The sequence below is a fragment of the Microbacterium sp. LMI1x-1-1.1 genome (genome assembly GCF_040676205.1).
In the GTDB taxonomy this organism is placed as follows: domain Bacteria; phylum Actinomycetota; class Actinomycetes; order Actinomycetales; family Microbacteriaceae; genus Microbacterium; species Microbacterium aquilitoris.
Genome location: NZ_JBEGHM010000001.1, coordinates 1,227,744 through 1,251,844, shown reverse-complemented (window position 1 = coordinate 1,251,844; position 24,101 = coordinate 1,227,744). Strand labels below are relative to the sequence as shown.

The 24,101-nt window shown below is 70.8% G+C and carries 17 protein-coding genes and 1 pseudogene; 6 read left to right on the top strand and 12 right to left on the bottom strand.

Features of this window, described 5'->3' with window-relative positions; genetic code table 11:
- Position 1 precedes the first annotated feature (1 nt).
- Positions 2-1,360 (bottom strand): 4-aminobutyrate--2-oxoglutarate transaminase, encoded by a 1,359-nt coding sequence (gene gabT / locus MRBLMI1x_RS06125; protein WP_363457212.1) that lies wholly within the window; start codon positions 1,358-1,360, stop codon positions 2-4.
- A gap of 94 nt (positions 1,361-1,454) precedes the next feature.
- On the opposite strand from gabT, the gene MRBLMI1x_RS06120 reads away from it, so the two are divergent.
- Together MRBLMI1x_RS06120 and MRBLMI1x_RS06110 are read left to right on the top strand one after the other, a co-directional pair.
- The gene (locus MRBLMI1x_RS06120) at positions 1,455-2,987 is read left to right on the top strand and encodes a PucR family transcriptional regulator (RefSeq protein ID WP_363457839.1); all 1,533 of its coding nucleotides are present in this window, start codon (positions 1,455-1,457) and stop codon (positions 2,985-2,987) included.
- A 644-nt stretch (positions 2,988-3,631) separates the two neighbouring features.
- Positions 3,632-3,976 (top strand): annotated as a pseudogene (locus tag MRBLMI1x_RS06110) (endonuclease domain-containing protein); the annotation flags it as partial.
- Between the two features lie 133 nt (positions 3,977-4,109).
- On the opposite strand, the gene MRBLMI1x_RS06105 reads toward MRBLMI1x_RS06110, so the two are convergent.
- Entirely contained in the window at positions 4,110-5,582 is a 1,473-nt protein-coding gene (locus tag MRBLMI1x_RS06105; protein ID WP_363457209.1) for a helix-turn-helix domain-containing protein, read from the bottom strand.
- A gap of 123 nt (positions 5,583-5,705) precedes the next feature.
- Here MRBLMI1x_RS06105 and aceA point away from each other — a divergent pair, with 123 nt between their 5' ends.
- Complete coding sequence (gene aceA / locus MRBLMI1x_RS06100) at positions 5,706-7,022, top strand: isocitrate lyase (RefSeq protein ID WP_311859134.1); 1,317 nt, start codon at positions 5,706-5,708, stop codon at positions 7,020-7,022.
- 43 nt (positions 7,023-7,065) lie between these two features.
- The gene (gene aceB, locus MRBLMI1x_RS06095) at positions 7,066-8,691 is read left to right on the top strand and encodes a malate synthase A (RefSeq protein WP_363457205.1); all 1,626 of its coding nucleotides are present in this window, start codon (positions 7,066-7,068) and stop codon (positions 8,689-8,691) included.
- A gap of 19 nt (positions 8,692-8,710) precedes the next feature.
- On the opposite strand, the gene MRBLMI1x_RS06090 is transcribed toward aceB, so the two are convergent.
- Genes MRBLMI1x_RS06090 through MRBLMI1x_RS06075 form a run of 4 tightly spaced genes read right to left on the bottom strand, consistent with a single transcriptional unit; the run spans position 8,711 to position 12,837 of the window.
- Complete coding sequence (locus MRBLMI1x_RS06090; RefSeq protein WP_028497485.1) at positions 8,711-9,688, bottom strand: glycoside hydrolase family 43 protein; 978 nt, start codon at positions 9,686-9,688, stop codon at positions 8,711-8,713.
- On the bottom strand, positions 9,685-10,569 hold the full coding sequence (locus tag MRBLMI1x_RS06085) for a carbohydrate ABC transporter permease (protein ID WP_018186942.1): 885 nt from the start codon (positions 10,567-10,569) through the stop codon (positions 9,685-9,687). The genes MRBLMI1x_RS06090 and MRBLMI1x_RS06085 overlap by 4 nt, the downstream gene beginning before the upstream one ends.
- Positions 10,566-11,546 carry a carbohydrate ABC transporter permease gene (locus MRBLMI1x_RS06080; RefSeq protein ID WP_018186941.1) on the bottom strand — a complete coding sequence of 327 codons (981 nt, stop codon included), beginning with the start codon at positions 11,544-11,546 and terminating at the stop codon, positions 10,566-10,568. The genes MRBLMI1x_RS06085 and MRBLMI1x_RS06080 overlap by 4 nt, the downstream gene beginning before the upstream one ends.
- Complete coding sequence (locus MRBLMI1x_RS06075) at positions 11,536-12,837, bottom strand: ABC transporter substrate-binding protein (RefSeq protein ID WP_363457200.1); 1,302 nt, start codon at positions 12,835-12,837, stop codon at positions 11,536-11,538. Before MRBLMI1x_RS06075 ends, MRBLMI1x_RS06080 begins: the two co-directional genes overlap by 11 nt.
- A 217-nt stretch (positions 12,838-13,054) precedes the next feature.
- On the opposite strand from MRBLMI1x_RS06075, the gene MRBLMI1x_RS06070 reads away from it, so the two are divergent.
- Positions 13,055-14,026, top strand: a complete 972-nt coding sequence (locus MRBLMI1x_RS06070; RefSeq protein WP_376716644.1) for a LacI family DNA-binding transcriptional regulator — start codon at positions 13,055-13,057, stop codon at positions 14,024-14,026.
- 48 nt (positions 14,027-14,074) lie between these two features.
- Positions 14,075-15,886 carry a glycoside hydrolase family 2 protein gene (locus MRBLMI1x_RS06065; protein ID WP_363457196.1) on the top strand — a complete coding sequence of 604 codons (1,812 nt, stop codon included), beginning with the start codon at positions 14,075-14,077 and terminating at the stop codon, positions 15,884-15,886.
- 356 nt (positions 15,887-16,242) lie between these two features.
- Here MRBLMI1x_RS06065 and MRBLMI1x_RS06060 read toward each other — a convergent pair whose 3' ends face one another.
- The 6 genes from MRBLMI1x_RS06060 to MRBLMI1x_RS06035 are packed head-to-tail and all read right to left on the bottom strand — an operon-like array spanning position 16,243 to position 24,096.
- Positions 16,243-18,042 (bottom strand): DEAD/DEAH box helicase, encoded by a 1,800-nt coding sequence (locus tag MRBLMI1x_RS06060; RefSeq protein WP_363457193.1) that lies wholly within the window; start codon positions 18,040-18,042, stop codon positions 16,243-16,245.
- 42 nt (positions 18,043-18,084) lie between these two features.
- Entirely contained in the window at positions 18,085-19,434 is a 1,350-nt protein-coding gene (locus MRBLMI1x_RS06055) for an AMP-binding protein (protein ID WP_363457190.1), read from the bottom strand.
- Complete coding sequence (locus MRBLMI1x_RS06050; RefSeq protein WP_363457187.1) at positions 19,427-20,038, bottom strand: phosphohydrolase; 612 nt, start codon at positions 20,036-20,038, stop codon at positions 19,427-19,429. The genes MRBLMI1x_RS06055 and MRBLMI1x_RS06050 overlap by 8 nt, the downstream gene beginning before the upstream one ends.
- A complete protein-coding gene (locus tag MRBLMI1x_RS06045) occupies positions 20,031-21,896 on the bottom strand; it encodes a VWA domain-containing protein (protein ID WP_363457184.1) in 1,866 nt (621 codons plus the stop codon). Before MRBLMI1x_RS06045 ends, MRBLMI1x_RS06050 begins: the two co-directional genes overlap by 8 nt.
- Entirely contained in the window at positions 21,893-22,528 is a 636-nt protein-coding gene (locus tag MRBLMI1x_RS06040; RefSeq protein ID WP_363457181.1) for a potassium transporter Kef, read from the bottom strand. Before MRBLMI1x_RS06040 ends, MRBLMI1x_RS06045 begins: the two co-directional genes overlap by 4 nt.
- Positions 22,525-24,096 carry an AAA family ATPase gene (locus tag MRBLMI1x_RS06035; protein WP_363457178.1) on the bottom strand — a complete coding sequence of 524 codons (1,572 nt, stop codon included), beginning with the start codon at positions 24,094-24,096 and terminating at the stop codon, positions 22,525-22,527. The genes MRBLMI1x_RS06040 and MRBLMI1x_RS06035 overlap by 4 nt, the downstream gene beginning before the upstream one ends.
- Positions 24,097-24,101 lie beyond the last annotated feature (5 nt).

Here is a 24,101-nt window from a genome sequence, read left to right as displayed (position 1 = left end):
CTCAGGCCTTCCCCAGCGCCTCTGCGACGACGTCGAGTCCCTCCGCCAGGAGCTCGTCCGAGATGGACAGCGGCGGCAGGAACCGGATGACGTTGCCGTACGTACCGCAGGTCAGGACGATGACGCCCGCCGCGATGCATGCCTTCGCGATCGCCCCGGTGAGCGCGGCGTCGGGGGCGCCCGTGGTCGGATCGACGAACTCGGCGGCGATCATGGCGCCCCGTCCGCGCACCTCGCCGATGCGGGGATCGGATGCCGCAAGCTCGCGCAGCCGCGTCGTCAGGACCTTCTCGATCTCCTGCGCCCGCTCGATGAGGCCGTCGTTCTCGAACGCGTCCATCGCAGCGAGAGCGGCGGCGCAGGCGACGGGGTTGCCGCCGTAGGTGCCGCCGAGGCCACCGGTGTGCGTGGCATCCATGATGTCGGCGCGTCCGGTGACCGCGGCCAAGGGCATTCCCCCAGCGATGCCCTTGGCCGTGGTGATCAGGTCCGGCTCGATGCCGAAGTGTTCGCTCGCGAACATGGCGCCGGTGCGGGCGAACCCGGACTGCACCTCGTCGGCGATGAAGACGACGCCGTTCTCGCGGCACCAGTCGACGACGGCCGAAAGGAAGCCGTCGGCCGGGACGACGAAGCCGCCCTCGCCCTGGATGGGTTCGATGATGACGGCGGCCAGGTTGTCGGCACCGACCTGCGTCTCGATCATCGAGATCGCGCGGGCCGCGGCATCCGCCCCGGACAGTCCGTCGCGCAGCGGGTACGAACCGGGCACGCGGTAGATCTCGGAGGCGAACGGACCGAAGCCGCTCTTATAGGGCATCGACTTCGCGGTCAGCGCCATCGTGAGGTTCGTGCGGCCGTGGTACGCGTGGTCGAACGCGACGACGGCCTGCTTGCCGGTGAACTTACGGGCGATCTTCACCGCGTTCTCGACCGCCTCGGCGCCGGAGTTGAACAGCGCGCTCTTCTTGGCGTGGTCTCCGGGAGTAAGCCGGTTGAGGGTCTCGGCGACCTCGACGTACGACTCGTACGGCGAGATCATGAAGCAGGTGTGAGTGAGCTGCGCGGCCTGCGCGGCGATCGCCTCGACGACCTTGGGGTGGGCGTTGCCCACCGTCGTGACGGCGATACCGGAGCCGAGGTCGATGAGCGAGTTGCCGTCGGCGTCGAGGACGACGCCTCCGCCGGCGGCGACGGCCGCGATCGGGACGGTGTGACCGACGCCCGCAGCGACGGCCTCGGCCTTGCGTGCGAGGAGCTCCTGCGAACGGGGGCCGGGGATCGCGGTCTCGAGGCGGCGTTCCTGCGGAAGGGACGGTCCACCGAGGGGCGTGCTGACGGGAGCGATCGAGGTACTCATGCGGCGAGCGTAGAGGTGTGCGCGCGTGCGGTCACTCGCCATTGCGTCTATTCTCGGCGCAGGACTGTACGCGTCGTACACCGGAGAGGCCGACATGGTGGCACGGGATGCCGATCCCACCCTGCGCGCCCTCCTCGGTCGGGGGGAGCTGAGACTACGGCTCGCGGGCGCCGAGGCCGATCTGCCGCCGGGCGCCCTCGACCGGGCGACGCGGTGGGTGCACAGCTCCGACCTCGACGATCCGACACCGTTCCTCGCCGAGGATCTCGTGCTCCTGACGACCGGGACGCAGTTCCCCACCGGCATCCGCTACCCCTTCGACGCTTACGTGGGGAGACTCGTCGACCGCGGTGTCGCCGCACTCGGGTTCGGGACCGAAGTGGTGCGCGACGGCATCCCGCCGGGACTCGCCGTCGCCTGCCGCCGTGCGAACCTGCCGCTGTTCGAGGTGCCCTACAGCACGCCGTTCATCGCCGTCGCGCGCGCCAACGCCGAAGCCGTCGCCGCCCAGGCGTACGCGCGGCGCAGCTGGGCGCTGTCGGCGCAACGCGCGATCGCCCTCGCGGCGCTCCGGCCCGACGGACTCGACGCGACGATCGCCGAGCTCGCCCGTCAGCTCGACACGTGGGTGGGGATGTACGACGCGGCCGGCGAGCTCGTCCGCGAACACCCCGCCGGCGCCCTCTCGGTGGGAGCGGCGGCAGCACTCCGAGCCGAGGTCGGGGCGGTGCTGCGACGCGGCGCGCGCGCCGGTTCGTCGTTGCGCTCCGACTCCGACGCGTTCACGCTGCAGACCCTGGGGCGCGGCGGAGAGCTGCGCGGCGTCCTCGCGATCGCGGCGGGCGAGCTCGACCGCGCCGGCCGAGACGTCGTCACGGCCGTCATCGCGATGGCGGGCCTCGCCCTCGAACAGCACCAACGACTGTCGCGCGCCCGCAAGGCGCTACGGTCCGGGATGGTGCGCTCGATGCTCACCGGCGACCCGGGCCTCGCCCGGCAGATCTCCCGCGACGTGTGGGGCGCCCTTCCGCCCGCGCCGGTCGTGGTCGCGGTGACGAATGCCGCCGGTCGGCGCACGGACGCCCTCCTCGATCTGCTCGAGCTGCGCGCCGAGGAGCGCCGCGGCGGTCTGTTCTTCGGCAGCGTCGACGACGACGTCGTGATCGTGGTCCCCGCATCCGCTGCGCCCGTGCTCGACGAGTTCCCAGAACGGTTCGACGTGCGCCTCGGCCTGTCGGAGCCGGCACCCTACGCCGAATTCGCGCGCGCCCTCGACCAGGCCCGCGCGGCACGGGGCCGCGCCTCGGGCCCGGGGATCGTGAGGTTCGAGGAGGTGCAGGCCCGCGGCATCCTCTCAGCCCTGTCGGCAGGGCAGGCGTCGACGGTCGCCGCGGCGTACCTCGACCCGCTCCGCGAACACGATCGCTCGCACGGCGCCCGGCTCGAGGAGACCCTGCGGGCCTGGGTCGTCGCCGACGGCTCGAACGACGCCGCCGCGACCGCACTCGGGGTCCACCGGCACACCGTCCGCACGCGCCTCGCCGCCGCCGAGCGCATCCTCGGCGTCGACCTGTCGTCGTTCGCCGCCCGCGCCGAGCTGTGGGCGGCCTTGCACCTCGGGCGGTGACGGCGGGGCGGGCATGTCGTGTGGCGCGGTGCGGGACCGAACGGCGGAGAATCTCGCGCCGCGCCGGGCTCGCCGTGGCGGCGGGCGGCGTGTCCCGCTGGATCTCCGCCGTTCGTGGCACCGGGGAGTCCTCCACCCCCGCGGCGGCGGTTGCTCCGTCCACGACCTCGGCGGACGAACGGCCACGGCCGGCGGGTCTGCGGGAGGGTGCCGTCGTGTGCGAGGACGGGGCGGGGCTGACGACGACGGCGGAACTCCGGCGATCGGGGCTGAGCCCCGCGGCGATCGCTGCCGCAGTGCGGGCCGGAACGATCACGCGTATGCGCCGCGGCACGTATGCCGCACGCGGAGCATGCGTGCCCGTGCGGGAGGCGGCGCGGCACGGCGGCGTCCTCGGCTGCCTCAGCGCCGCGCGGCACCGAGGCCTGTGGACGCTCGAGGCCGGTACGGACCTCCACGTCTGGATGCGCGCCGATGGTCACCGCCTTCCCCATGACGGATGCCGGTGCCTCGACCACTGGGATGCCGCACCGTCGGCCGGGCGTCTCGCCGCGGCATCCGTTCCCCGCATCCTGAGGCAGATCTGGCTGTGCCGCGGCGTCGAGGAGTTCTTCGTGGCGGTCGAGTCCGCGCTGCATCTCGGGATGCTGACGCCCGCGGGTCGGGCGTGGCTGCGCCGTACCTGCGGAGACGGCGCCCGCGTGGCGCTGGACTTCGCCGGAAGCGATTCGGAGAGCGGCCTCGAATCGCTCCTGCGTTGGCGCCTGCGGGGCACCGGGGTCTCCCTGCGCGCCCAAGTCGACGTCGCCGGCGTGGGCCGGGTGGACTTCCTCCTCGGCGACCGCGTGATCCTCGAGGCGGACGGAGCGGAGCACCATGCCTCGGAGCGCGCGCGGCACCGCGACCTGCTGCGCGACGCGAATGCCGCAGCCTGGGGCTACGTCACGCTCCGCTTCGACTACGCGATGATCGTGCACGACTGGGACACGGTGCGCGCCGCCGTCGACGGGCTCCTGGCCTCCGGCATACTCGAGCCGTACGGCGGAGATCCGGTCCGACACGCCGGAGAACGGATGCCGCACCGCGGCGCGTCGCGCAGATCTCCGCCCTGCGACCCGAACCTCACTCCGGCGCGTGCGCCTCGAGGAACTCGTACAGGTCGGTCGTGTCGACCCCGGGGAAGGCTCCGGTCGGGAGGGTCGCGAGCAGGGTGCGGGGCGTCCGGACGTTCGGCCACGCCTGGTCGCGCCACGTGCGCTCGAGCTCGACCGGGGGACGCCGGCAGCAGACCTCGACGCCGTGGCGCGACACCCCGCGGTTCGGCGTCTCGCGCCCGATGAACCACTTCGTGTCGTCGAAGCGGACGCCGACGCTGACCGAATGAGCGCCGTCGCTCGAGGACTCCACGCGGGCCGTGCACCAGTACGTCCCGTTGCCGGTGTCGGTGTACTGGTAGTACGGGTTGAACTTGTCGGGGATGTCGAAGACGACCCGGCTCGTCCACCGCCGGCAGCACAGCTGACCCTCGATCGAGCCGAACCGGTCGGCGGGGAAGTTCACGTCGTCGTTCTCGTACGCCTTCGTGATCGTGCCCGATTCGTGCACCTTCAGGAAGTGGACCGGGATGCCGAGATGCCGGGTCGCGAGGTTGGTGAACCGGTGCGCGGCGGTCTCGTATGAGACCGAGTACGCGTCGCGCAGGTCTTCGATCGAGATCGCGCGGCGCGTCTTCGCGTCCTGCAGGAACGCCGTCGCGTGCGACTCGGGCACCATGAGCGCGCCGACGAGGTAATTGGTCTCGACGCGCTGGCGGAGGAACTCGGCGTACGAGGTCGGCTCCGCCTGCCCGAGGATGCGACCGGCGAGCGCCTGCAGCACCGGCGTCCGCGAGTCGCCGCGGCCTGGGATCGTGTTCGAGAGGTACAGCCGCCCGGTGCGGTTGTCGGCGACGGAGCGGGTGGATGCCGGCAGGTCCGACACGTAGTGCAGCGAGTACCCGAGGTGCGCCGCGATCTCGGACGCGGTCCGCTGCGTGAGCGGCCCGCCGGGGTGGTCGACGGCCGCGAGGATGGCTTCGGCCTGCTCCTCGAGTTCGGCGAAGTAGTTGTCCTGCCTGCGCATGAGGTGCCGCAGCTCCACGTTCGCCCGACGTGCCTCTTCGGGTGTCGCGGAGCGCTCGTCGTTCAGCCGCTCGATCTCGCCGTGGAGTGTCAGCAGCGTCTCGAGGACGCCGTCGGGGACGGACTTCCCGATACGGAAGGGCGTGATGCCGAGAGCCTGGAAGGTCGGTCCCTTCATCGCGCGCTCGAGGGAGATCTCGAGGGTCGCGCGCTCGTCGAGCGGCTCTGCCGTCAGGAGCGCGTCGATCGTCGTGCCGAGGGCCCGGGCGATCGCCTGGAGCAGTGAGAGCTTCGGCTCGCGCTTGCCGGTCTCGATCATCGACAGCTGGCTCGGCGCTCGCGAGACGGCGGCCGCCAGCTCGTCGAGGGTCATCCCGCGCGCCGTGCGCACCTGTCGCACGCGCCGCCCGATGCTCAGCGCGTCCGGTCCGTGATCAGCGGATGCCGCTTCCGCCCGATCTTCATCGATCGTCATGACGGGGAGTGTGTCACGGCAGCAGAAGATCGCACAATCTTCCCGTCCCGAATCGTCTCGCAGTACGGCCTTCTTCTCGCACAGTGGTGTCACGACCCGCTCCCGACCCCTCAGGAGGACGCCATGACCTTCCCCACCACCCCGCCGGCCCATCCGATGCGCGCCGGAGATCAGACGCAGAGCGCCGCCGACCTGCAGGCCGAATGGGACGCCGACCCGCGCTGGGACGGCGTCGAACGCACCTACAGCGCCGAGGACGTCATCCGGCTGCGCGGGTCGGTCCGCGAAGAGGCGACCCTCGCCCGTCGCGGCGCGGAGAACCTGTGGAACCTGCTGCACACCGAGGACTACGTGAACGCGCTCGGCGCGTACACCGGCGGCCAGGCCGTCCAGCAGGTGCGCGCCGGACTGAAGGCGATCTACCTCTCGGGGTGGCAGGTCGCCGCCGACGGCAACCTCGCGGGCCAGACGTACCCCGACCAGAGCCTGTACCCCGCCAACTCGGTGCCGTCCGTGGTCCGCCGCATCAACAATGCCCTGACGCGGCAGGACCAGATCGAGCACGCCGAGGGCGGCGCGACCCGCGACTGGCTCGCTCCGATCGTCGCCGACGCCGAGGCCGGATTCGGCGGCCCCCTCAACGCGTACGAGCTGGCGCTGTCGATGATCCAGGCGGGGGCCGCCGGCATCCATTGGGAGGACCAACTCGCCAGCGAGAAGAAGTGCGGCCACCTCGGTGGCAAGGTGCTCGTTCCGACGCAGCAGCACATCCGCACGCTGAACGCGGCCCGGCTCGCCGCGGACGTCGCGGGGGTGCCGACGATCATCATCGCCCGCACCGACGCGCTCGCCGCCGACCTGCTCACGAGCGACGTCGACCCGCGCGATCAGGGATTCACGACGGGCGAGCGCACGGCCGAGGGCTTCTACCGGGTGCGCCCCGGACTCGACGCCGTCATCAGCCGCGGCCTCGCCTTCGCCCCGTACGCCGACCTGCTCTGGGTCGAGACCGGCGAGCCCGACATCGAGCTCGCCCGCGCCTTCGCGGCGGCGATCCACGAGCGCTTCCCGGGCAAGCTGCTGGCCTACAACTGCTCGCCGAGCTTCAACTGGAAACGCCATCTCGACGACGAGCAGATCGCGACCTTCCAGCGCGACCTCGGCGAGCTGGGCTACGCGTTCCAGTTCATCACCCTCGCGGGCTTCCACGCCCTCAACCATTCGATGTTCGACCTCGCGAAGGGCTATGCGGAAAGCGGCATGACCGCGTACGTGGCCCTGCAGGAGGCGGAGTTCGCCGCCGAGAAGCACGGCTACACCGCCACCAAGCACCAGCGGGAAGCCGGAACCGGCTACTTCGACCTCGTCTCCACGGCGCTCAACCCCGACAGCGCCACCCTCGCCCTGGTCGGATCGACCGAGACGGCGCAATTCCACTGACACGACCGGATGCCCCGGCATCCCCTTTCTTCAGGAGTACGACATGACCCTCATCGACACCCCTCCCCCCACGACGACCGCCCTGACCGTGCGCGGACCGCTGCGCGAGCGGTACGAGGAGATCCTCACGCCCGGAGCCCTCGACTTCGTCGCGCAGCTTCACGAGCGGTTCGGCGGACGCCGCCACGACCGTCTCGCCGACCGGATGCGGCGCCGTTTCGAGATCGGCAACGGTCAGGATCCGACCTTCCGCTCCGACACCGCGCACATCCGGGACGACCCGGACTGGCAGGTCGCCGGAGCCGGCCCCGGCCTCGAGGACCGCCGTGTCGAGATCACCGGCCCCACCGACCCGAAGATGACGATCAACGCGCTGAACTCGGGTGCCCGCGTGTGGCTCGCCGACCAGGAGGACGCCACGAGCCCCACCTGGGAGAACGTGATCGAGGGGCAGCTGACGCTCCGCGACGCGATCCGCGGCGAGCTGAGCTTCACGAGCCCCGAAGGGAAGATCTACGAGGTCATCGCGGAACGGACGCCGACGATCGTCATGCGTCCGCGCGGGTGGCACCTGCCCGAGAAGCACATCGACGTCACCGACCGCTTGGGCCGGACGCTCGCGGCATCCGGTTCACTCGTCGACTTCGGCCTCTACGTCTTCCACAACGCCGAACGCCTGATCGCCGACGGCCGCGGCCCCTACTTCTATCTGCCGAAGATCGAGTCGGCCGAGGAGGCGAAGCTGTGGGACGACGTCTTCACCTTCAGCGAGCGGTTCCTCGGGATCGCCCACGGCACGATCCGGGCGACGGTGCTGATCGAGACGCTGCCCGCCGCGTTCGAGATGGAGGAGATCCTCTTCGAGCTCCGCGACCACGCGGCGGGACTGAACGCCGGCCGCTGGGACTACATCTTCTCGATGATCAAGAACTACCGCGGCCGCGGTGCGCGCTTCGTCCTGCCGGACCGCAGCCAGGTGACCATGACCGTGCCGTTCATGCGGGCTTACACCGAACTGCTCGTCCAGACCTGCCACAAGCGGGGCGCCTTCGCGATCGGCGGCATGAGTGCCTTCATCCCGAATCGGCGCGACCCCGAGGCGACCCGCACCGCGTTCGAGAAGGTCGCCGCCGACAAGAAGCGCGAGGCGGGCGACGGGTTCGACGGCACCTGGGTGGCGCACCCCGACCTCATCCCGGTGGCGCAGACCGAGTTCGACGCCGTCCTCGGCGACCGCCCGAATCAGGTCGATCGCCGACGGGACGAGGTCCACGTGTCGCCCGCACAGCTCATCGACTGCCACATCGGGTTGCCGATCACCGCAGCCGGTGTCCACGGCAACGTATCGGTCGCGATCCGGTACATCGAGGCGTGGCTGCGGGGCCTGGGGGCGGTCGCGATCGACGGACTGATGGAGGATGCGGCGACCGCCGAGATCAGCCGTTCGCAGATCTGGCACTGGATCCACCAGGACCTGTCCACCGAGGACGGCACGCGCATCACGCGCGACTACGTCGAGGGCCTCGTCGCACAGGTGCTCGACGAGGCGATCCGCCACGACGGCGACCGGTTCGACGACGCCGCACAGGTGTTCCGCGAGGTCGCGCTCGACGAGGACTTCCCGGCGTTCCTCACCCTCGGCGCCTACGCGCGATTCCTCGTGGAGTGACCCGCCGTCGGGGTGACCGTCAGCCGAGGTCGACGGCCACCCCGCCGGACGCGATGCGGATGGGCGCGACGTGCAGGCCGCGATAGATGTACTGCTCGTCCCAGCCGTGGAAGACGAGCACATCGCCGTCGGCGGTCGACACGACGTCCTGGCCTCCAGGACCACGGAAGGCTCCGTCGCTGCCGGAGGTCGTCAGGATCGGCTCGGGCTGCTTCCGATACGGGCCCTCGAGCTCGTCCGACCAGGCCGCACCGACGGCGTACGAGTCGCCGCCGTAGTCATTCGCCGAGTAGAGAAGGGCGTAGCCCCCGTCGCGGGCGACCAGGGTGGGTGCTTCGACGAGAGCCCCCTCCCACGGCTGGTCCTGCGCGAGGAGGGCGACGGGCGCGGCGGCCAGCGACAGCCCGTCGGCCGCCAACGGGGCCATCATGAGCCGCGTGTCGAGGGCGCAGCAGTTTCCGTCCGTTTTCCACAGCAGGTAGCGGGTGCCGTCCGGGTCGTCGAAGGTGGCGGCGTCGATCGCGCCGCCCTCCTCAACGGGACACACGAGCGGCTCGTCGGATGCCGGGACGAAGGGCTCGTCGAGCGACGGCGCGACGGCGACGCCGATGCACTGCCGACCCGACGCAGCGTGCTCTGCGGTGACGTACATGACGTACTCCTCACCGAGAGCCGTCACCTCGGGCGCCCAGGTCCGCCCGGGTGACGCCCACGCCGGCAGCGTCGGCAGCGCATCGCGCCGTTCGACCGTCCAGCTCTCGAGGTCGGCCGACGTTGCGACGCGGATGTTCAATCCGTGGCTCCCGGTGGCGAACGCGGCGTACCCGGAATCGGTCGACACCACGTCGGGATCGGGGAAATCCTCGTCGAGCACGAAACCCGTTCCGGATGCCGAGTCCGCGGAGGGCGCCGGCGCGGACTGCGACGCGGCGCCGCAACCGCTCATCGCCAGCACCCCCACGATTGTGAACGCTGCCAGCTCTAGGGCGCGTCTCATCCCTTCACCGCCGCTCCGGCCACCGAATCGACGATCTGCCGCTGTGCGAAAGCAAAGAGGATGAGGACCGGAATCGAGGCGATCGCGGCGCCGGCCATGACGATGCCGAAGTGGGTTCGGAACGCGCCCTGAAGCATGGCGAGTCCGGGCTGGAGCGTCATGTTCTCGGGCGAGAGCAGGACGTACACGGGCCACAGGAAATCGTTCCAGTTGCCGAGGAAGGAGAGAACGGCCAGGGTCGCGAGAGCCGGCCGCGCGAGAGGGAGCGCGACCTGGAAGAAGATTCGGAAGTCCCCCGCACCGTCGATGCGGGCCGCCTCCTCGATCTCGGGAGGGATGCCGAGGAAGAACTGGCGGAGGAAGAAGACCCCGAAAGCGCTCGCCGCCCCCGGCACCGTGATCGCGAGGATCGAATCGAGCCACCCGAAGTTTTCGACCAGCAGGTAGTTCGGGATCAGGAAGACGACCGGCGGCACGAGCAAGGTCGCGATGATGAGACCGAAGACGATGTTCCGGCCTGCGAAATCGAGCCGGGCCAGGGCGTAGGCGGCCATCGACGCGGTGACCAGGATGAGTACGGTCTGCAGCGTCGCCGCGGCGAAGCTGTTCCACAGCCAGAGGAAGATCGGCTGCTGACCGCTGAGCAGGAGCGTCTGGTAGGCCTCGAGCGAGGGCGGGGAAGGAAGGGCATACGGGTTGCGGACGGCATCCGCGTCGGTCTTCACCGAGGTGAGCAGCATCCAGATGAGCGGGAAGATCACGACGAGCGCCAGGGCGCCGAGAACGGCGTATGCGGTGAGGTCCCCCGCTCGACGGGGGGATCGGCGGCGCACGGGGCGCGACGGCTTCGTCGTGGCGGGACGGACGGCGGTGTCGGTCATGAGGCGGCTTTCTCGCTGCGCTCGCGCTGCAGGCGGAAGTTGACGACGCTGATGATCGCCAGGAAGGCGAAGAGCACGTAGCTCATCGCCGAGGCCGGCGCCATGTTGTTCTGGGACAGGCCCTGGTCGGCGATGTACATGATCGCGGTGCGGGTCTCGTTGCCGGGACCACCGTTCGTCAACAGGAACGACTGTCCGAACATGTTCGCCGAGGCGAGGATCGTCGTCGTCGTGATGAAGATCATGACTGGGCGCAGTCCGGGCAGCGTCACACTGAAGAACGTGCGGGCGGCTCCCGCGCCGTCAAGCGCCGCGGCCTCATAGAGGTCGGTGTTGATGCCCTTGAGACCGGCCAGGAAGATGACGGTGTTGAGCCCCGCGGTCCACCAGACGGTGACACCGACCAGCGAGACCCACACCCAGGGCGTGTCGACCACCCACGGAGTGTCGCTCGGCAGGCCGAACAGCCCAAGCAGGTGGTTCAGGATGCCGGACTGCGTGTCGAAGACGTAGCTCCAGATCACGCCGACGATCGCGACACCGAGCACGTACGGCGCGAAGAAAACGGTTCGGAAGAAGGTGGCTCCCCGCAGCTTGCGGTTCAGGAGGACGGCGATGAACAGCGGCACGACCACGAGGAAGGGGACGCTCAGGACGACGAACAGCCCCGTCGCCCGCATCGAGTTCCAGAAGTCCGCCGACGTGGTCGAGCCCGCGGTGAAGAGGTCGAGGTAGTTCTTCAGGCCGATGAAGTCCTGACTGTCGCGGAACGGGGACCAGTTGGTGAGGCTGATCCACACGCCGAACACGGCCGGCACGATGACGAACGTGACGAACAACGCCAGGAACGGTGCGAGGAACAGGTAAGCGATGAGGGTGCGCCGACGGCGTGCGGCCGGACGACGGCCACGACCGCCCGGCCGACCGACGATGCGGTCGGCCGGGACGGCCGTCGTGGCGGCGAGGTCACTCGCCATACTTCTGCTGGTTCTGTTCGATGATCGCGTCCGCCTTCGCCTTCGCATCGTCGAGCGCAGCCTGCGGCGTCTTCTTGCCGGTCAGCGCCTCATTGATCGCGGTGGTGATGAGCGCGTTGGCCTCGTTGATGCCGGGCGACACGGTCTCATAGTGGGCGTAATCGAGCTGTTCCATGAACGGCTCGAGGTTGGGGTACTTCTCGAGGATGGCCGGGTCCTCGCGGACCGTGTTGGCCGCGGGGAGCTCGCCCGTCTCCGCCCAGCCGGCCGAGTTGTCGTTCATCCACTTCACGAAGGTCGCGGCGGCCGAGGTCTCGTCAGCGCTCTGTCCCTTGTTCGCGGGGAAAACCCAGTGCGTCGAGCTCGACCAGACGGCCTTCTCGTCGCCGATCTGCGGCACCGGGGCGGCTGCCCAATCGAGGTCGCCGAAGGCGGTGTTGGTGGTCTGCCACACGCCGTTCCAGTTGAAGGCGGTGTCGCCGGCGAGGAGCGCCTTGATGTTGCCGTCCTGCGCGACGTTCTTCGGGCTGTAGCCCTTGTCGACGAGGTCGGTCATCCAGGTGAGCGCCTTGACCCCGGCATCCGAGTTGAAGGTCGCCTCGGTCACGTCGTCGTTGTACAGATCGCCGCCGAACTGCCAGAGCAGGCTCTGGAACTCGAACGTCCCCGTGAAGACGTAGCCGTCGACCCACTCGCCCTGGACGCCGGCCGCCTTCAGCTTCTCGAGCGCGTCGAGGTAGCCCTGACGGTCCGTCGGCACTTCGGTGAGGTCGGCCTTCTTCATGACGTCCTTGTTCGCGAACATCCCGAGCGGCGTGACGCTCCACGGCACGGCGTACTGCGCGTCGCGGAAGTCCCCCATCCCGAACACGTCGGGCGGGAAGTCGCCCTCGCTGTAACCGAGCCCCTCGATGATCTCGTCGGCGGGCTGCAGCAGGTTCTGCGCGGCGTACGTCGCCAGGTCGTCGCCGTGGAGGACGGCGACATCGGGCCCCTTGCCCGCTTTTACCGCCAGCGGCATCTTCGAGTTGATGTCCGCCCATTCCTGGGGAACGTTCTTGACCTTGATGTTGTCGTGCTCGGCGTTGAACTTGTCGATCAGCTTGGGGACGATGGTCGGCGCGGCGCCGCCCGTCCAGCCGTGCCAGAAGGTGACTTCGACGGCGGGGCCGTCGTAGTCCTCGCCCGACACCCCGCCCTCGCTGGAGTTCGTTGCCCCGCAGGCGCTGAGTGTGACGGCGAGCGCCGTGGCGACGCCGAGACCGAGGCCCCGCGAAAGTCGCGTAGTCATGTGATTGCTCTCCTTTGAGTACTCCCCGCCCGGAAGCTCGGGCGCGCTGTGTGAGTGTCGTCGAACTTACAGCGCTAGAAATTTGGTGTCAACGGGCTCGGCCACCGCTCGCCGGAGCGAACCGGGCGAGCGCTGTACTGTGGCCCGCGAGCCGTTGAAGGGAATCTCCATGCGAGGACCGCGCCTACAGGACGTCGCAGAACGGGCGGGCGTGTCGATGAAGACCGTTTCCAACGTCGTCCGCAACCACCCACACGTCTCGGCCGCGATGCGCGAGCGAGTTCAGCGGGCGATCGACGAACTCGGCTACCGGCCCAACGTCGTCGCCCGACGCTTGGCCACCGGGCGAACGGGTTTCGTCGCCGTCGCCTTCGCCGATGTCGCGATCCCCTATTTCGCCGAACTCGCGCACGTGGCGTCGCGACGGGCTCGGGATTTCGACTACCGCGTGCTCCTCGAAGAGACCGACGACACGATCGAGGGCGAGCGCGCCCTCATCGCGAGCTCCGAGGCGGGCCTCGTCGACGGCATGCTCTTCCAGCCGTCGAAGATGAGCCCCTCCGAGATCGCCCAGCATCGTTCGCAGATCCCCATCGTGCTCCTCGGCGAGATGCCCGCGCCCCTGACGATGGACCACGTCATGATCGACAACGTGGCCGCAGCGCGCGAGATCACGACACACCTGCTGGATTCAGGCAGACGACGGATCGGCTTCGTCGGCCACGAGACGACCTCCCTCAGCGAGACGTCCCGCCAGCGCATCCTCGGATACCAGGAAGCCCTGACGGGGGCGGGCGTCCGGGCCGACCCGCGGATGCTCGTGGCCACAGCGTCCATAGATGCCGCCGACACGGCGGCCGCGGTGCGTCAGGCACTGAGCGACGGGTGGGATGTCGACGCGGTCGTGTGCCGCGACGACCTCGCCGCGATGGGCACCCTCCGAGCCTTGCACGAGCGCGGGATCCGCGTGCCGGAGGACGTGGCGGTGACCGGGTGGGACGACACACGCCTCAGCGCCGTCACGTTCCCGAGCCTGACGAGCGTCAGTCCCGACGTCGATGCACTGTTCACCCGTGCCATGGAGCTTCTCCTAGAGCGGGTCGCGGGGTATGACGGCGCAGGGCGGCATGAGATCGCCCCCCATCGGATCGCCATCCGCGAGAGCGCGCCGTCGATCCCTGCACCCTGAACGGGCCCATCGAACCTTCCAGGTTTACAGCGCTGCACAGCATGAGGCATGCTGGACGCCATGATCGATGACGACCACGGCGCCTTGCGTGCCAGCACGCAAGACGGCACCTACCCCCGGCCCCAGCTCGTCCGGTCGACATGGGCAGACCTGAGCGACTCGTGGGCCTTTGCCCACGACGACGCCGACGAGGGCGTCGCCTCCGGGTGGCCGGCATCCGGGGTCGCCCAACGAGACATCGTCGTCCCGTTCCCGCCCGAGTCGTCCGCGTCGGGCGTCGGGGACACCGGGATGCACCCGATCGTCTGGTACTCCCGCGACCTCACCGACGCCGACCTGCGGGCCGCCGGTCACGAGTCGGGCCGGCGCCTCCTCCTGCACTTCGGAGCCGTCGACTACCGCTGCGACGTCTGGGTCGACGGATCACTCGTCGGTTCGCACGAGGGAGGTCACACGCCGTTCGTCCTCGACGTGACCCGCGCTGCACGCTCGGGGTCCCGTGTGGTCGTCCGCGTCGAGGACGACCCGCTCGACATCGCTCAGCCCCGCGGAAAGCAGGACTGGCGCGAGGATCCCCACGTCATCTGGTACCACCGCACGTCCGGGATCTGGCAGCCGGTGTGGCTCGAGAGCGTGCCACCCCTCCACATCACCGGGCTCCGGTGGACGACGGACCCGCGCGCCGGGATCGTCACGGTCGACCTCGAACTATCCGCTCGACCTCGGTCAGGGACGGATGCCGCGATCTCCCTCTCGTTCGCGGGACGTACGCTCGCGACGGTCCGCGCCGTCGTCACCGAGAACGAGGCGACCGTCGTCCTGCCCATCGCCGAGCTCCGCAACGGCCAGGCCTACGAGGAGTTGCTGTGGTCGCCCGAGCATCCGCGCCTCATCGACGCCGAGGTGCGGGTCGGTGACGACGTCGTCGCCTCGTACCTCGGCATCCGCACCGCTCACGTCGCGCGCGGACGGTTCTGGCTCAACGACCGTCCCTACTATGTGCGCTCCGTGCTCAACCAGGGGTACTGGCCCGAGTCGCACCTGGCCGCACCGTCGGCGGCTGCCCTGCGAGAGGAGGCGGAGCTCATCCTGTCGATGGGCTTCAACGCGACGCGGGTGCACCAGAAGTTCGAGGATCCGCGCTTCCTCCTCGCCGCCGACCAACTGGGTCTGCTCGTTTGGGGCGAGGCGCCCGGCACCTACACGTTCACGCAGACCGCCATCGAGCGCACGACGCGCGAGTGGCTCGAGGTCGTTCGCCGCGACGCATCCCACCCGTCGATCGTCACGTGGGTGCCGCTCAACGAGAGCTGGGGTGTGCAGCACATCGCGACGGATCCGCGGATGCAGCACTTCGCCCGCGCTCTCGTGGCGCTCACGAAGGCCCTCGACCCGACCCGGCCCGTCGTGTCGAACGACGGCTGGGAGCAGGTCGACACCGACATCGTCGCGATCCACGACTACGAGTGGCGGCCCGAGGTCGTGCGGGAGCGCTATGCGACGGATGCCGGCATCCGCCGACTCATCGACGCGACCGGACCGGCGGGTCGCGACCTGATCCTCGGCGGCGACGTGTCGGATGCGCCCGTCATGCTCACCGAGTTCGGCGGCATCTCGTTCGACACCGCCGCGGCCGAGGGTGCCTGGGGCTACTCCTCCGCGACCTCGCCCGACGACTTCGCGGAACGCTTCGAGGGGCTCATGGCAGCCGTGCACGCGAGCGAGGCCCTCGCGGGCTTCTGCTACACCCAGCTCGCCGACACCCTGCAGGAGACGAACGGCCTCGTGACCGACGACCGCACGCCGAAGATCCCGATCGACCGCATCCGCGCGGCGATCATCGGGAGTCACGGCGGGTGAGGCGGGGCGCCGGGTGCGCCGTCAGCGGATGCAATAGTTTCGGCACGACACGCCACGGGATCCGGCCCGTGCACGGCGTGTCGCCCGCGATCCATCGCGTCCGCGAACGGCGGCCGGAGGCATCCGCTCGTCAGTGGGTACCCGTGGGCCCGGCCAGGCCTGACCTGGAACCGTCAGCGGATGCAATAGTTTCGGCCCGACACGCCGCGGCATCCGGCCCGCGCACGGCGCGTCGCCCGCGATCCATTGCATCCGCGAACGACGACCAACGTCACCGGTCCAGCCCGCGAAACGGAGAGCCGGCGCATCGCCGAACGAGCGGATGCCGCAGCACGCCGCCCGGTCGGCGGATGCCGTCAGTCGCGGCTGTGGCGGGGCTTGCGCTCCGGGCGGTCGTCGTACGAGCGCTTCGGCCGGTCGTCGAACGAGCGCTGCGGGCGCTCGCCACCGGGACGGCCGCGGTCGGGGCGGATCTCGATGAGCTGGCCCGAGATGCGGGTGCCGCTCAGACGGTCGAGGACCGACGAGTCCATCGACGTCGGCAGCTCGACGAGCGAGAAGTCGGGCCGGATCGTGATCGCGCCGAAGTCGTCACGGCCGAGGCCTCCCTCGTTCGCGAGCGCGCCGACGATCTGACGCGGCTCGACACGGTGACGACGGCCGACCGCGATGCGGTACGTCGTGAAGTCGCCCTTGCCGCGACGCTCGCGCGGAGCGTCGGAACGCTCGCGCGCCGGACGGTCCTTGCTGCGGTTGCCACGGTCGGCGTCGGCGGCCAGCGTCTTCGCGAGCTGGTCGGATGCGGGGTCGAGCAGCAGCGGCGTCTCGCCCTGTGCCACGACGGCGAGGGCGGCGGCGACATCCTGCTCGGGCACGTCGTGGTTGCGGACGTAGTGCGCGATGACGTCGCGGAACCCGGTGATGCGGTCGGTCTCGGCGAGCGCGGCGGTGATCGCGTCGTCGAAGCGGGCGAGTCGCGTCGAGTTGATGTCCTCGGTGGTCGGCAGGTGCATCTGCGTGGGCGCCTGACGCGTCGCGCGCTCGATGTGCGCGAGCAGGTAGCGCTCGCGGGGCGTCACGAAGCTGATCGCGTCGCCCTTGCGGCCGGCACGGCCGGTGCGGCCGATGCGGTGCACGTACGACTCGGTGTCGGTCGGGATGTCGAAGTTCACGACGTGGCTGATGCGCTCCACGTCGAGACCACGAGCGGCGACGTCGGTCGCGACGAGGATGTCGAGCTTGCCGTCCTTGAGCTGAGAGATCGACCGCTCACGCTGCGGCTGCGGGATGTCGCCGTTGATGGGTGCGGCGCTGAATCCGCGGGCGCGGAGCTTCTCGGCGAGGGTCTCGGTCTCGTTCTTCGTGCGGACGAAGATGATCATCCCGTCGAAGTCCTCGACCTCGAGGATGCGGGTGAGTGCGTCGACCTTCTGCTGGTACGACACGATCAGGTAGCGCTGCGTGATGTTCGTGTTGGTGGAGGTCTTGGTCTTGACCGTGATCTCCTCCGGGTCGCGAAGGTACTGCTGCGCGAGACGGCGGATCGACGGCGGCATCGTCGCGGAGAACAGGGCGACCTGCTTCTCGGCGGGCGTCTTGGCCAGGATCTGCTCGACGTCCTCGGCGAACCCCATCTTCAGCATCTCGTCGGCCTCGTCGAGGACGAGGTTCTTGAGCTGCGAGAGGTCGAGGGTGCCCTTCTCGAGGTGGTCCATGATGCGGCCGGGGGTGCCGACGACGATGTGCACGCCGCGGCGGAGGGCCGACAGCTGCACGCCGTAGCCCTGCCCGCCGTAGACGGGGAGGACGTGGACGCCCTTCATGCGGGCGGCGTAGGACTCGAACGCCTCGCACACCTGGAGCGCGAGCTCGCGGGTGGGGGCGAGAACGAGTGCCTGCGGAGTCTTCTGGGCCAGATCCAGGTTCTCCATGATGGGAAGGGCGAATGCGGCGGTCTTGCCGGTGCCGGTCTGCGCCATGCCGACGACGTCGCGGCCGCCGAGGAGGACGGGGATGGTCGCGGCCTGGATCGCGGAGGGCGTCTCGTAGCCGAGGTCCTTGATGGCGGCGAGGACGGGACCGGTCAAACCGAGTTCATCGAAGCCGGGGAGGTCGGGGGTTTCAGCGGATTCGGTCGGGGTCTGGGGGTCACTCACCTATCCACCGTAGTGGAGTGGGCTGAGAAGCGCCCGGGCCGGTCAGCCGGCGGCGCTGCGGTAGCGCCGCGGCTTGCCCTCGCCGAGCTCGATGAGCCGCTCGTACCGCCGCACGTCGACGCCTCGACCGAGCAGCGCCGACAGGACGCGCTCGACGGCATCCGCGTCGCCGCCGACGATCCGCGCGTCGATGCTCCCGTCCGCCGCCTGCTCGATGCTCCACCCCCGAGCCCCGTGGGTCTGCAACTGCTGGGTGAGGTCGACGCACGGGATCCGCCGGCCGTCGGCGGCGAGGAACACGGTGTTCTCCCGCCCCTCGAGGTCCGCGATGCCGATCCCGCCGTCGGCGAAGCGGACCAACCGTCCGGTGTCACCGGTGCGGTAGCGGACGAGCGGCAGCAGCGGGTTCTCCCCCGCCGTCACCGTGATCTCCCCCACCTCACCCTCGGGCACCACGGTTCCCTCTGCGTCGAGGACCTCGACGTGCACGCGCCGGTCGAGCACACGGAACGGTCCGTCGTCCGTGCGGACGGCGATCGGCCGGGTCTCGTGCAGACCGTAGACGTCGAAGACGGGGCATCCGTAGGCCTCTTCGAGGTCGGCGCGAAGCGGCCCCGACAGCGCCATCGCGCCCGAGAAAAGCGCGAGCGGACGCAGGACGCCCCGCAGCTCGGGCTGGAGCAACTCGGCGAGGCTCGTCGGGTGCCCCGAGATCACCTGGGGATCGGCGTCGCGCAGGAACGCGACACGGTCGCCCGGTCGCCGCCACGCGCCGGTGTCGAGGTTCAGACGCGCCATCGCCCGGTGCGCGAACCCGCTCACGAGCGAGACGTACGTGAACGCCTGTCGCTGGAAGACGACGGATGCCACGGCGAACCGCTCGCCGTCCGGAGACCAGTCGATCCCCTGCGCCCGGACGAGCGAGACCATGAGGTGGAAGCCGCGGGCGACCTCTTCGACGTCGTCGGGGATGAGGAGGGCGGCGCCGGTCGACCCCGAGCTCGTGCCGTGCAGCATCCGGTCGAGGTCCGCGTCGAACGGGACGAACGCGGCGAGGTCGTCGACGAGGTGCTGCCGCGTGATCGGCGGGAAGTCCGTGAGCGCGGCGAGGTCGCCGAGCCCCCGGTACGCGAGCAGGTTCCGCGCCGCCCCGAGGTGCTCCTCGAGCCAGCCGTCCGTCGGCAGCGGCCGGCGGGTGCGCTCGACCATCTCGGCCGTCAGCCGGTCGCCGGTCGCGTGGACCCAGTCGGGTGCGGCGGGATGCCGGCGCCACCGGTCCAGGCGTGCGGCACCGGCGGCATCCATCGTCGGCCATCGCTCCGCGTCGGTCAGGACGGCCGCCGAGCCCGGGGTGTACTCGGCGAGGGCGAGGGAGTCGTCGGGGTCACTCACTCGAGTACCTCGCGGCGGCCTCCTTCGCCCGCGCCTCGGCGAGCCGGCGGGCGATCTCGTCGCGGTGGCGGTGCGCGGCGTAGGCCTGCGCGAGGGCGGCGTTCCGGCGCAGGGAATCCCGCGCCTCGAGCAGGCTGCGGGCGGTCGTGACGTCCTCGCCGGCGGGTCGCAGCCCCGCCCACAGGAGGAACGTGCGGACCGCCTCCTCGCGGCGCTCGTCGTCCGACAGCCACTCCCACGGATCGACGACCGGGGAGAGACGGAGCGCGAGGGCGTCGACGGCGCGCCCGATGCCCGGGGCCGCTGCCACCGAGGGTGCGAACGGTTCGACGAGGTCTTCGCTCGCGACGAGCCAGAGGCCGACCGCGGCCCCGCGGCGCACGCGGTCGTCGTCCTCATGGGACACCGCGAGCAGCCGGGGACGGAGCACGTCGCCGGCGAGCGCGGCGATCGAGACCCGCGCGTCCAGGAAGGAGCGCGGGACGCTCGCCATCCGTGCCGCGACCGCAGCGAGAGAAGGACCCGGAACGGTCGCCTCCCACGCGCGGTCCTCGGGCGGGGCCGATGCCGACCATGCCGACAGCAGTTCTCCGGACTCAGCCACGGAGCGCCTCCGCCAATCGGGCGCACGCAGCGGGGGCGTCGTCCATCGTCTGGACGTGCAGGACGTCGTACCCGGCCGCCGCGGCCTGCGCGTCGACGCGCGTCGAGCGCGCCGAGAGCAGGAGGGTCGCCGTCGTCAGCAGCGGCCGCACACGCGTGGCGACGTCGGCGTACTCCGCATTGCCGTCGCCGAACATCGACACGAGACCGTCGTCGGAGAGGACGAGGAGGTGCCGCCGCTCATCCGGTGCGGGTGGGCGGAGCCCTGTGTAGCGGCGCTCGAGCAGGTCGAGGGGGAAGGTCGTCCCGCCGCCGAAGAAGAACGCGAGGTCGCGGACGACGCCGCCGACCGTCCGCTGGTAGTCGTCTGAGCCGGCGACCTGGCCCGGCCCCGAGAAGCTCGTGACGCGCACGCGGCCCCCGCCGCGGAGCACCGACAGCGCGACGATCATGCCGGCGAGGACCGCCGACGATCCGCGGCCCGGCCGCGGCATGGAGCCCGACGAGTCGATGAAGACGTCGAGCGCGATGCTCGCCTCACGCGGCGTCGGCTCGTCGGGCAGGAACGATCGCCGACGCGTCGTGACCCCGGGGAGGACGGTGGCCCCGGCCTGCAGGGTCGCGGGCAGGTCGAGGTCGGCGAGGTCGTCGCCCGTCTCCCAGACCTCGAGCGGCCCCGGCAGCTCCGGAGCGGGGACCGCCGGCATCCGCTGCGTCAACGGTCGCACCCACGGGGCCGCCTCGGCGCGGTACCAGGCGGCCGTGACCTCGTCCGGGTCGCTCGCCCCGTACAGCGCGAGGGTGCGGGCGAGCCCGAGCGCCTGGCCGTTACCGCCGCCGACGCCGGTTCCCCCGCCGGCCTCGCCGATCGCACCCGGACCGCTCGACCCGGGATGAGCCGGGATTCCGCCGTGCAACCGGCGGTCGGAGAGGATGCGGCCGAGCTCCTCGGCGGTCACCGGCGCGTCGTCGGCGGCGCAGCCCGCGCCGTGGCCCGGCCCGGCCGGCGGTGTCCGTCGCGACGACCGCTGCCGCTCCACGATGTAGGGCGCCGTGAGCACCCCGAACCGCAACGCCCCGAGCACCGGATCGTGCGCGAAGGAGCGCACGACGCCGGCGAGCTGGTCGGCATCCGCCTCGGGACGCGTCGTGATCGCTCCCGTGAGCTCGGCGGCGATGCGCTCTCGCTCGCGACGCGCTTCGCGGAGCGCGCGTTCCTGCTCGCGGTGCTTCTCGGGGATCTCCTCCCACGGTGCGTCGGAGCGTCCGCGCGGCGGAGCCGGTGGGGCCGGAGCCGGCGGCGCGGGCGGGCAGAGTCGTCCGGCGGGGAGGCCCCAGACGAGTTCGAAGGTCCGCAGGTAGACCCACCAGAGGCGATCGGCGCTCTCGGGCGCGGGGAGCGTCGCCTGCACGAGTCGCACGATCCCGACCGGCTCCGTGTCGCCGCGGCGGCGTTGCAGCAGCGCGACCCGGGCGTTGACGAGCAGGTCGGTCCAGAGGTTCGACAGGAGCGCGAGGTCGTCCGCCGAGACCGGGTCCGCCCCCGCGGCGGCGAGTGCGCGGGCGAGCTGATGGCGGATCTTCAGCGAATCCATCCGGGTGGCCGGGGCGAGGACGTGATGGCCGATCTCGTGGGCGAACAGGCTCTCGGCCCCGTGTTCGACGCCCCACGTGCGGATCATGTCGGGGTCGACGGTGACCGACGGCGGGAACGAGAACCAGGCAGCGGTGCCCTTCGCGGCGCCCTCACCCGGTGCGAGACGCACGTCGCGCAGGTGCACACCCCAGAGCCCGAGGGCGCTCTCCCACGCCTCCCGCGTCCCGCCCTCCAGCGGGACGACCGTCGCCGGGGCGCTCACGCGGCATCCCGCACGTGGACCCAGGCGAGGTAGGAATCGGGGAACAGCACGATGCTCGCCGCTCCCCCGGCCGCCGCCTCGGGCGCGGCGTCGAGAGCACGCAGCCGCGATCCCCACGCGTCGGCGTCGAGGCGCCACCACTGCTCGCCCGTCCGGACGCCGAAGGCTCCCGGGTCGCCGAGCGGAGCCGCTTCGACGGGCGGTGCGATCCACGCCCCGCCGAGGCCGGCGAAGCCGCCGACGGCGCATACGTAGCCGCGGGATGCCGCCCGCCCCGGCCACCAGAACCGGTCGTCCCGCTGCGCCTCGAGGAACGCGTCGAGGTCGGCGGAATCGAGCCCGAGGGCTGCGGCCGCGGCATCCGGATGCGTCTGCGACAGCCGCGCGAGACGCTGCAGGGCGTCGTCCCGGAACGCGAGGGCGCCGGCTCGCCAGGCGGCGACACCGGCGAGGTCGACGGCGTCGACGTCGGATGCCGCGGCGAACCCGGCGGCGAACGACGCCGCGAAGCGTGCGGGGTCACCCCCGGCTGCCGCCGTGTTCCGGGCGGCGAGGTCGATGTCGAGGCCCTCGACGTGCGGCATCGGCGCGGACGGGGGCGGAGCCGCGAGGTGCCCGGGACGCCGGATCACGCGCGGCGCTCCGCCCACCGCAGGTAGGCCGTGTAGCGCTGGTGGAGGTACTTGAGCGTCACGAGGTCGTCGAAATCGCGGCCGTAGACCTTGCCCGTCGCCGCGATCGCGCGGATGCGCGCTTCGATCTCGGTGAGGCGGCGCGACGCGTCCACAGCGCTGACGCCGTCGAGCCCGCGGTCGAGGTCGGCCAGCAGCGTCCGGACCGGATCGTCCTGCCCGCGGCCGAGCGCCTCGTACTGCCGGCACGACTCCGCGAACATGTCGCTCAGCCAGCTCGACAGGTCGGTGGCGAGCTCGCGTTCGGCGCCGACGTCGAACCGCGGATGCGTCGGGTTCGGCAGCAGCTTGCCGCGCAGGACGAACGGCAGGATCGCGGCGACGTCGGCGATCTCGACCGTCGGCCGGCCGCGGAACCACGCCATCGCCTTCGCGTAGAGGATGAGCGTCTGGAGAGCCCGGACCGACAGCCCGTTGATCGTCTGGGCGCCGAGGTCCGCGGTGAGGTCGGCGCCGGAGTTCGACTCGATGACCTCGGGCACCCGGCCGCCGGCCGTCGTGACGGTGTCCTTCGTCCGGTACTCGAACCGCCGCCCGCCACCCTGGACGAACTCGAAGTGGCTGAAGAAGAACTCCAGGCGGCGACGCACGGCGTCGGGAACGGGCACCGCCCGCACCTCGTCGCGCATCCGACGCTGCTCGTCGCCGTCGAAGACGAGCTCGTCGGGGACGTGCTCCTCCGGCTTCTCGCCCGCCTCGACGCGGGCGACGAGCTCGTCGAAGAACCGACTGTTGAACCCCGCCGCCGGGACGGTGACGTCCATGCGGTCGCGGAGCGCCTGAATGACGGGGAATGTCCCGCCGCCGGCGTCGTCGTTGGCGGTGAAGAACCAGCTCTCGACGCCCGACTCCGGCGCCGTCCGCCGCATCTGATCGTGGCTCTCGACATAGCCCTCGGCGACCATCGTCAGGAGCGCGGACTGGGTCTTGGTCGGGATGCGGTTGTACTCGTCGACGATCTTCACGGGGCGCGTGAGCCACTCGCGCCACGCGATGCCGATCTCGGCGAGTGAACCCGCCTGCACGAGGTCGCGCGGCAGCGGGATGCCGACGAGGTCGCTGATCGTGAGCTGCGGCTGCCCCTGCTGCACGCCGCGGCGCACCTCCTCGGCGGTCGACCCCGAGAGGACGCCCATGAGGACCGCGACGGTCGTCTTGCCGCGTCCGGGTCCGCCGATCAGCAGGCACTTGCCTCCGACGACGAAGGACAGGAGCGGGAGGAGGACGTTCGATGAGAAGGACGGCTGCGTCGGCAGAGTGATCTCCGCCCCGGCATCCCCCACCCCGAAGGTCAGCGGATCGCCGTCGGAGAACTCGATGTCGTAGTACGGCGACATGACGGCGCGGTTGACGATCCAGTAGTAGGCGCGACGGACCTTCTCATCGAGCGCGGGGGCCTCGGCGCGGCCGGGTGCGCGGAAGAGATCCTCCGCGGTGAGCGGTGCGACACCGGCATCCGCTGCACTCGTCGTGGGTGATTCCGAGAGCTTGTGCCAGCGGTCCGCCATCGCGC

What these genes read in the sequence shown, in the direction of transcription:
- gabT (WP_363457212.1), bottom strand. Translation starts at nt 1,360, where the DNA reads ATGAGTACCTCGATCGCTCCCGTCAGCACGCCCCTCGGTGGACCGTCC.
- MRBLMI1x_RS06120 (WP_363457839.1), top strand. Translation starts at nt 1,455, where the DNA reads ATGGTGGCACGGGATGCCGATCCCACCCTGCGCGCCCTCCTCGGTCGG.
- MRBLMI1x_RS06105 (WP_363457209.1), bottom strand. Translation starts at nt 5,582, where the DNA reads ATGACGATCGATGAAGATCGGGCGGAAGCGGCATCCGCTGATCACGGA.
- aceA (WP_311859134.1), top strand. Translation starts at nt 5,706, where the DNA reads ATGACCTTCCCCACCACCCCGCCGGCCCATCCGATGCGCGCCGGAGAT.
- aceB (WP_363457205.1), top strand. Translation starts at nt 7,066, where the DNA reads ATGACCCTCATCGACACCCCTCCCCCCACGACGACCGCCCTGACCGTG.
- MRBLMI1x_RS06090 (WP_028497485.1), bottom strand. Translation starts at nt 9,688, where the DNA reads ATGAGACGCGCCCTAGAGCTGGCAGCGTTCACAATCGTGGGGGTGCTG.
- MRBLMI1x_RS06085 (WP_018186942.1), bottom strand. Translation starts at nt 10,569, where the DNA reads ATGACCGACACCGCCGTCCGTCCCGCCACGACGAAGCCGTCGCGCCCC.
- MRBLMI1x_RS06080 (WP_018186941.1), bottom strand. Translation starts at nt 11,546, where the DNA reads ATGGCGAGTGACCTCGCCGCCACGACGGCCGTCCCGGCCGACCGCATC.
- MRBLMI1x_RS06075 (WP_363457200.1), bottom strand. Translation starts at nt 12,837, where the DNA reads ATGACTACGCGACTTTCGCGGGGCCTCGGTCTCGGCGTCGCCACGGCG.
- MRBLMI1x_RS06070 (WP_376716644.1), top strand. Translation starts at nt 13,055, where the DNA reads ATGAAGACCGTTTCCAACGTCGTCCGCAACCACCCACACGTCTCGGCC.
- MRBLMI1x_RS06065 (WP_363457196.1), top strand. Translation starts at nt 14,075, where the DNA reads ATGCTGGACGCCATGATCGATGACGACCACGGCGCCTTGCGTGCCAGC.
- MRBLMI1x_RS06035 (WP_363457178.1), bottom strand. Translation starts at nt 24,096, where the DNA reads ATGGCGGACCGCTGGCACAAGCTCTCGGAATCACCCACGACGAGTGCA.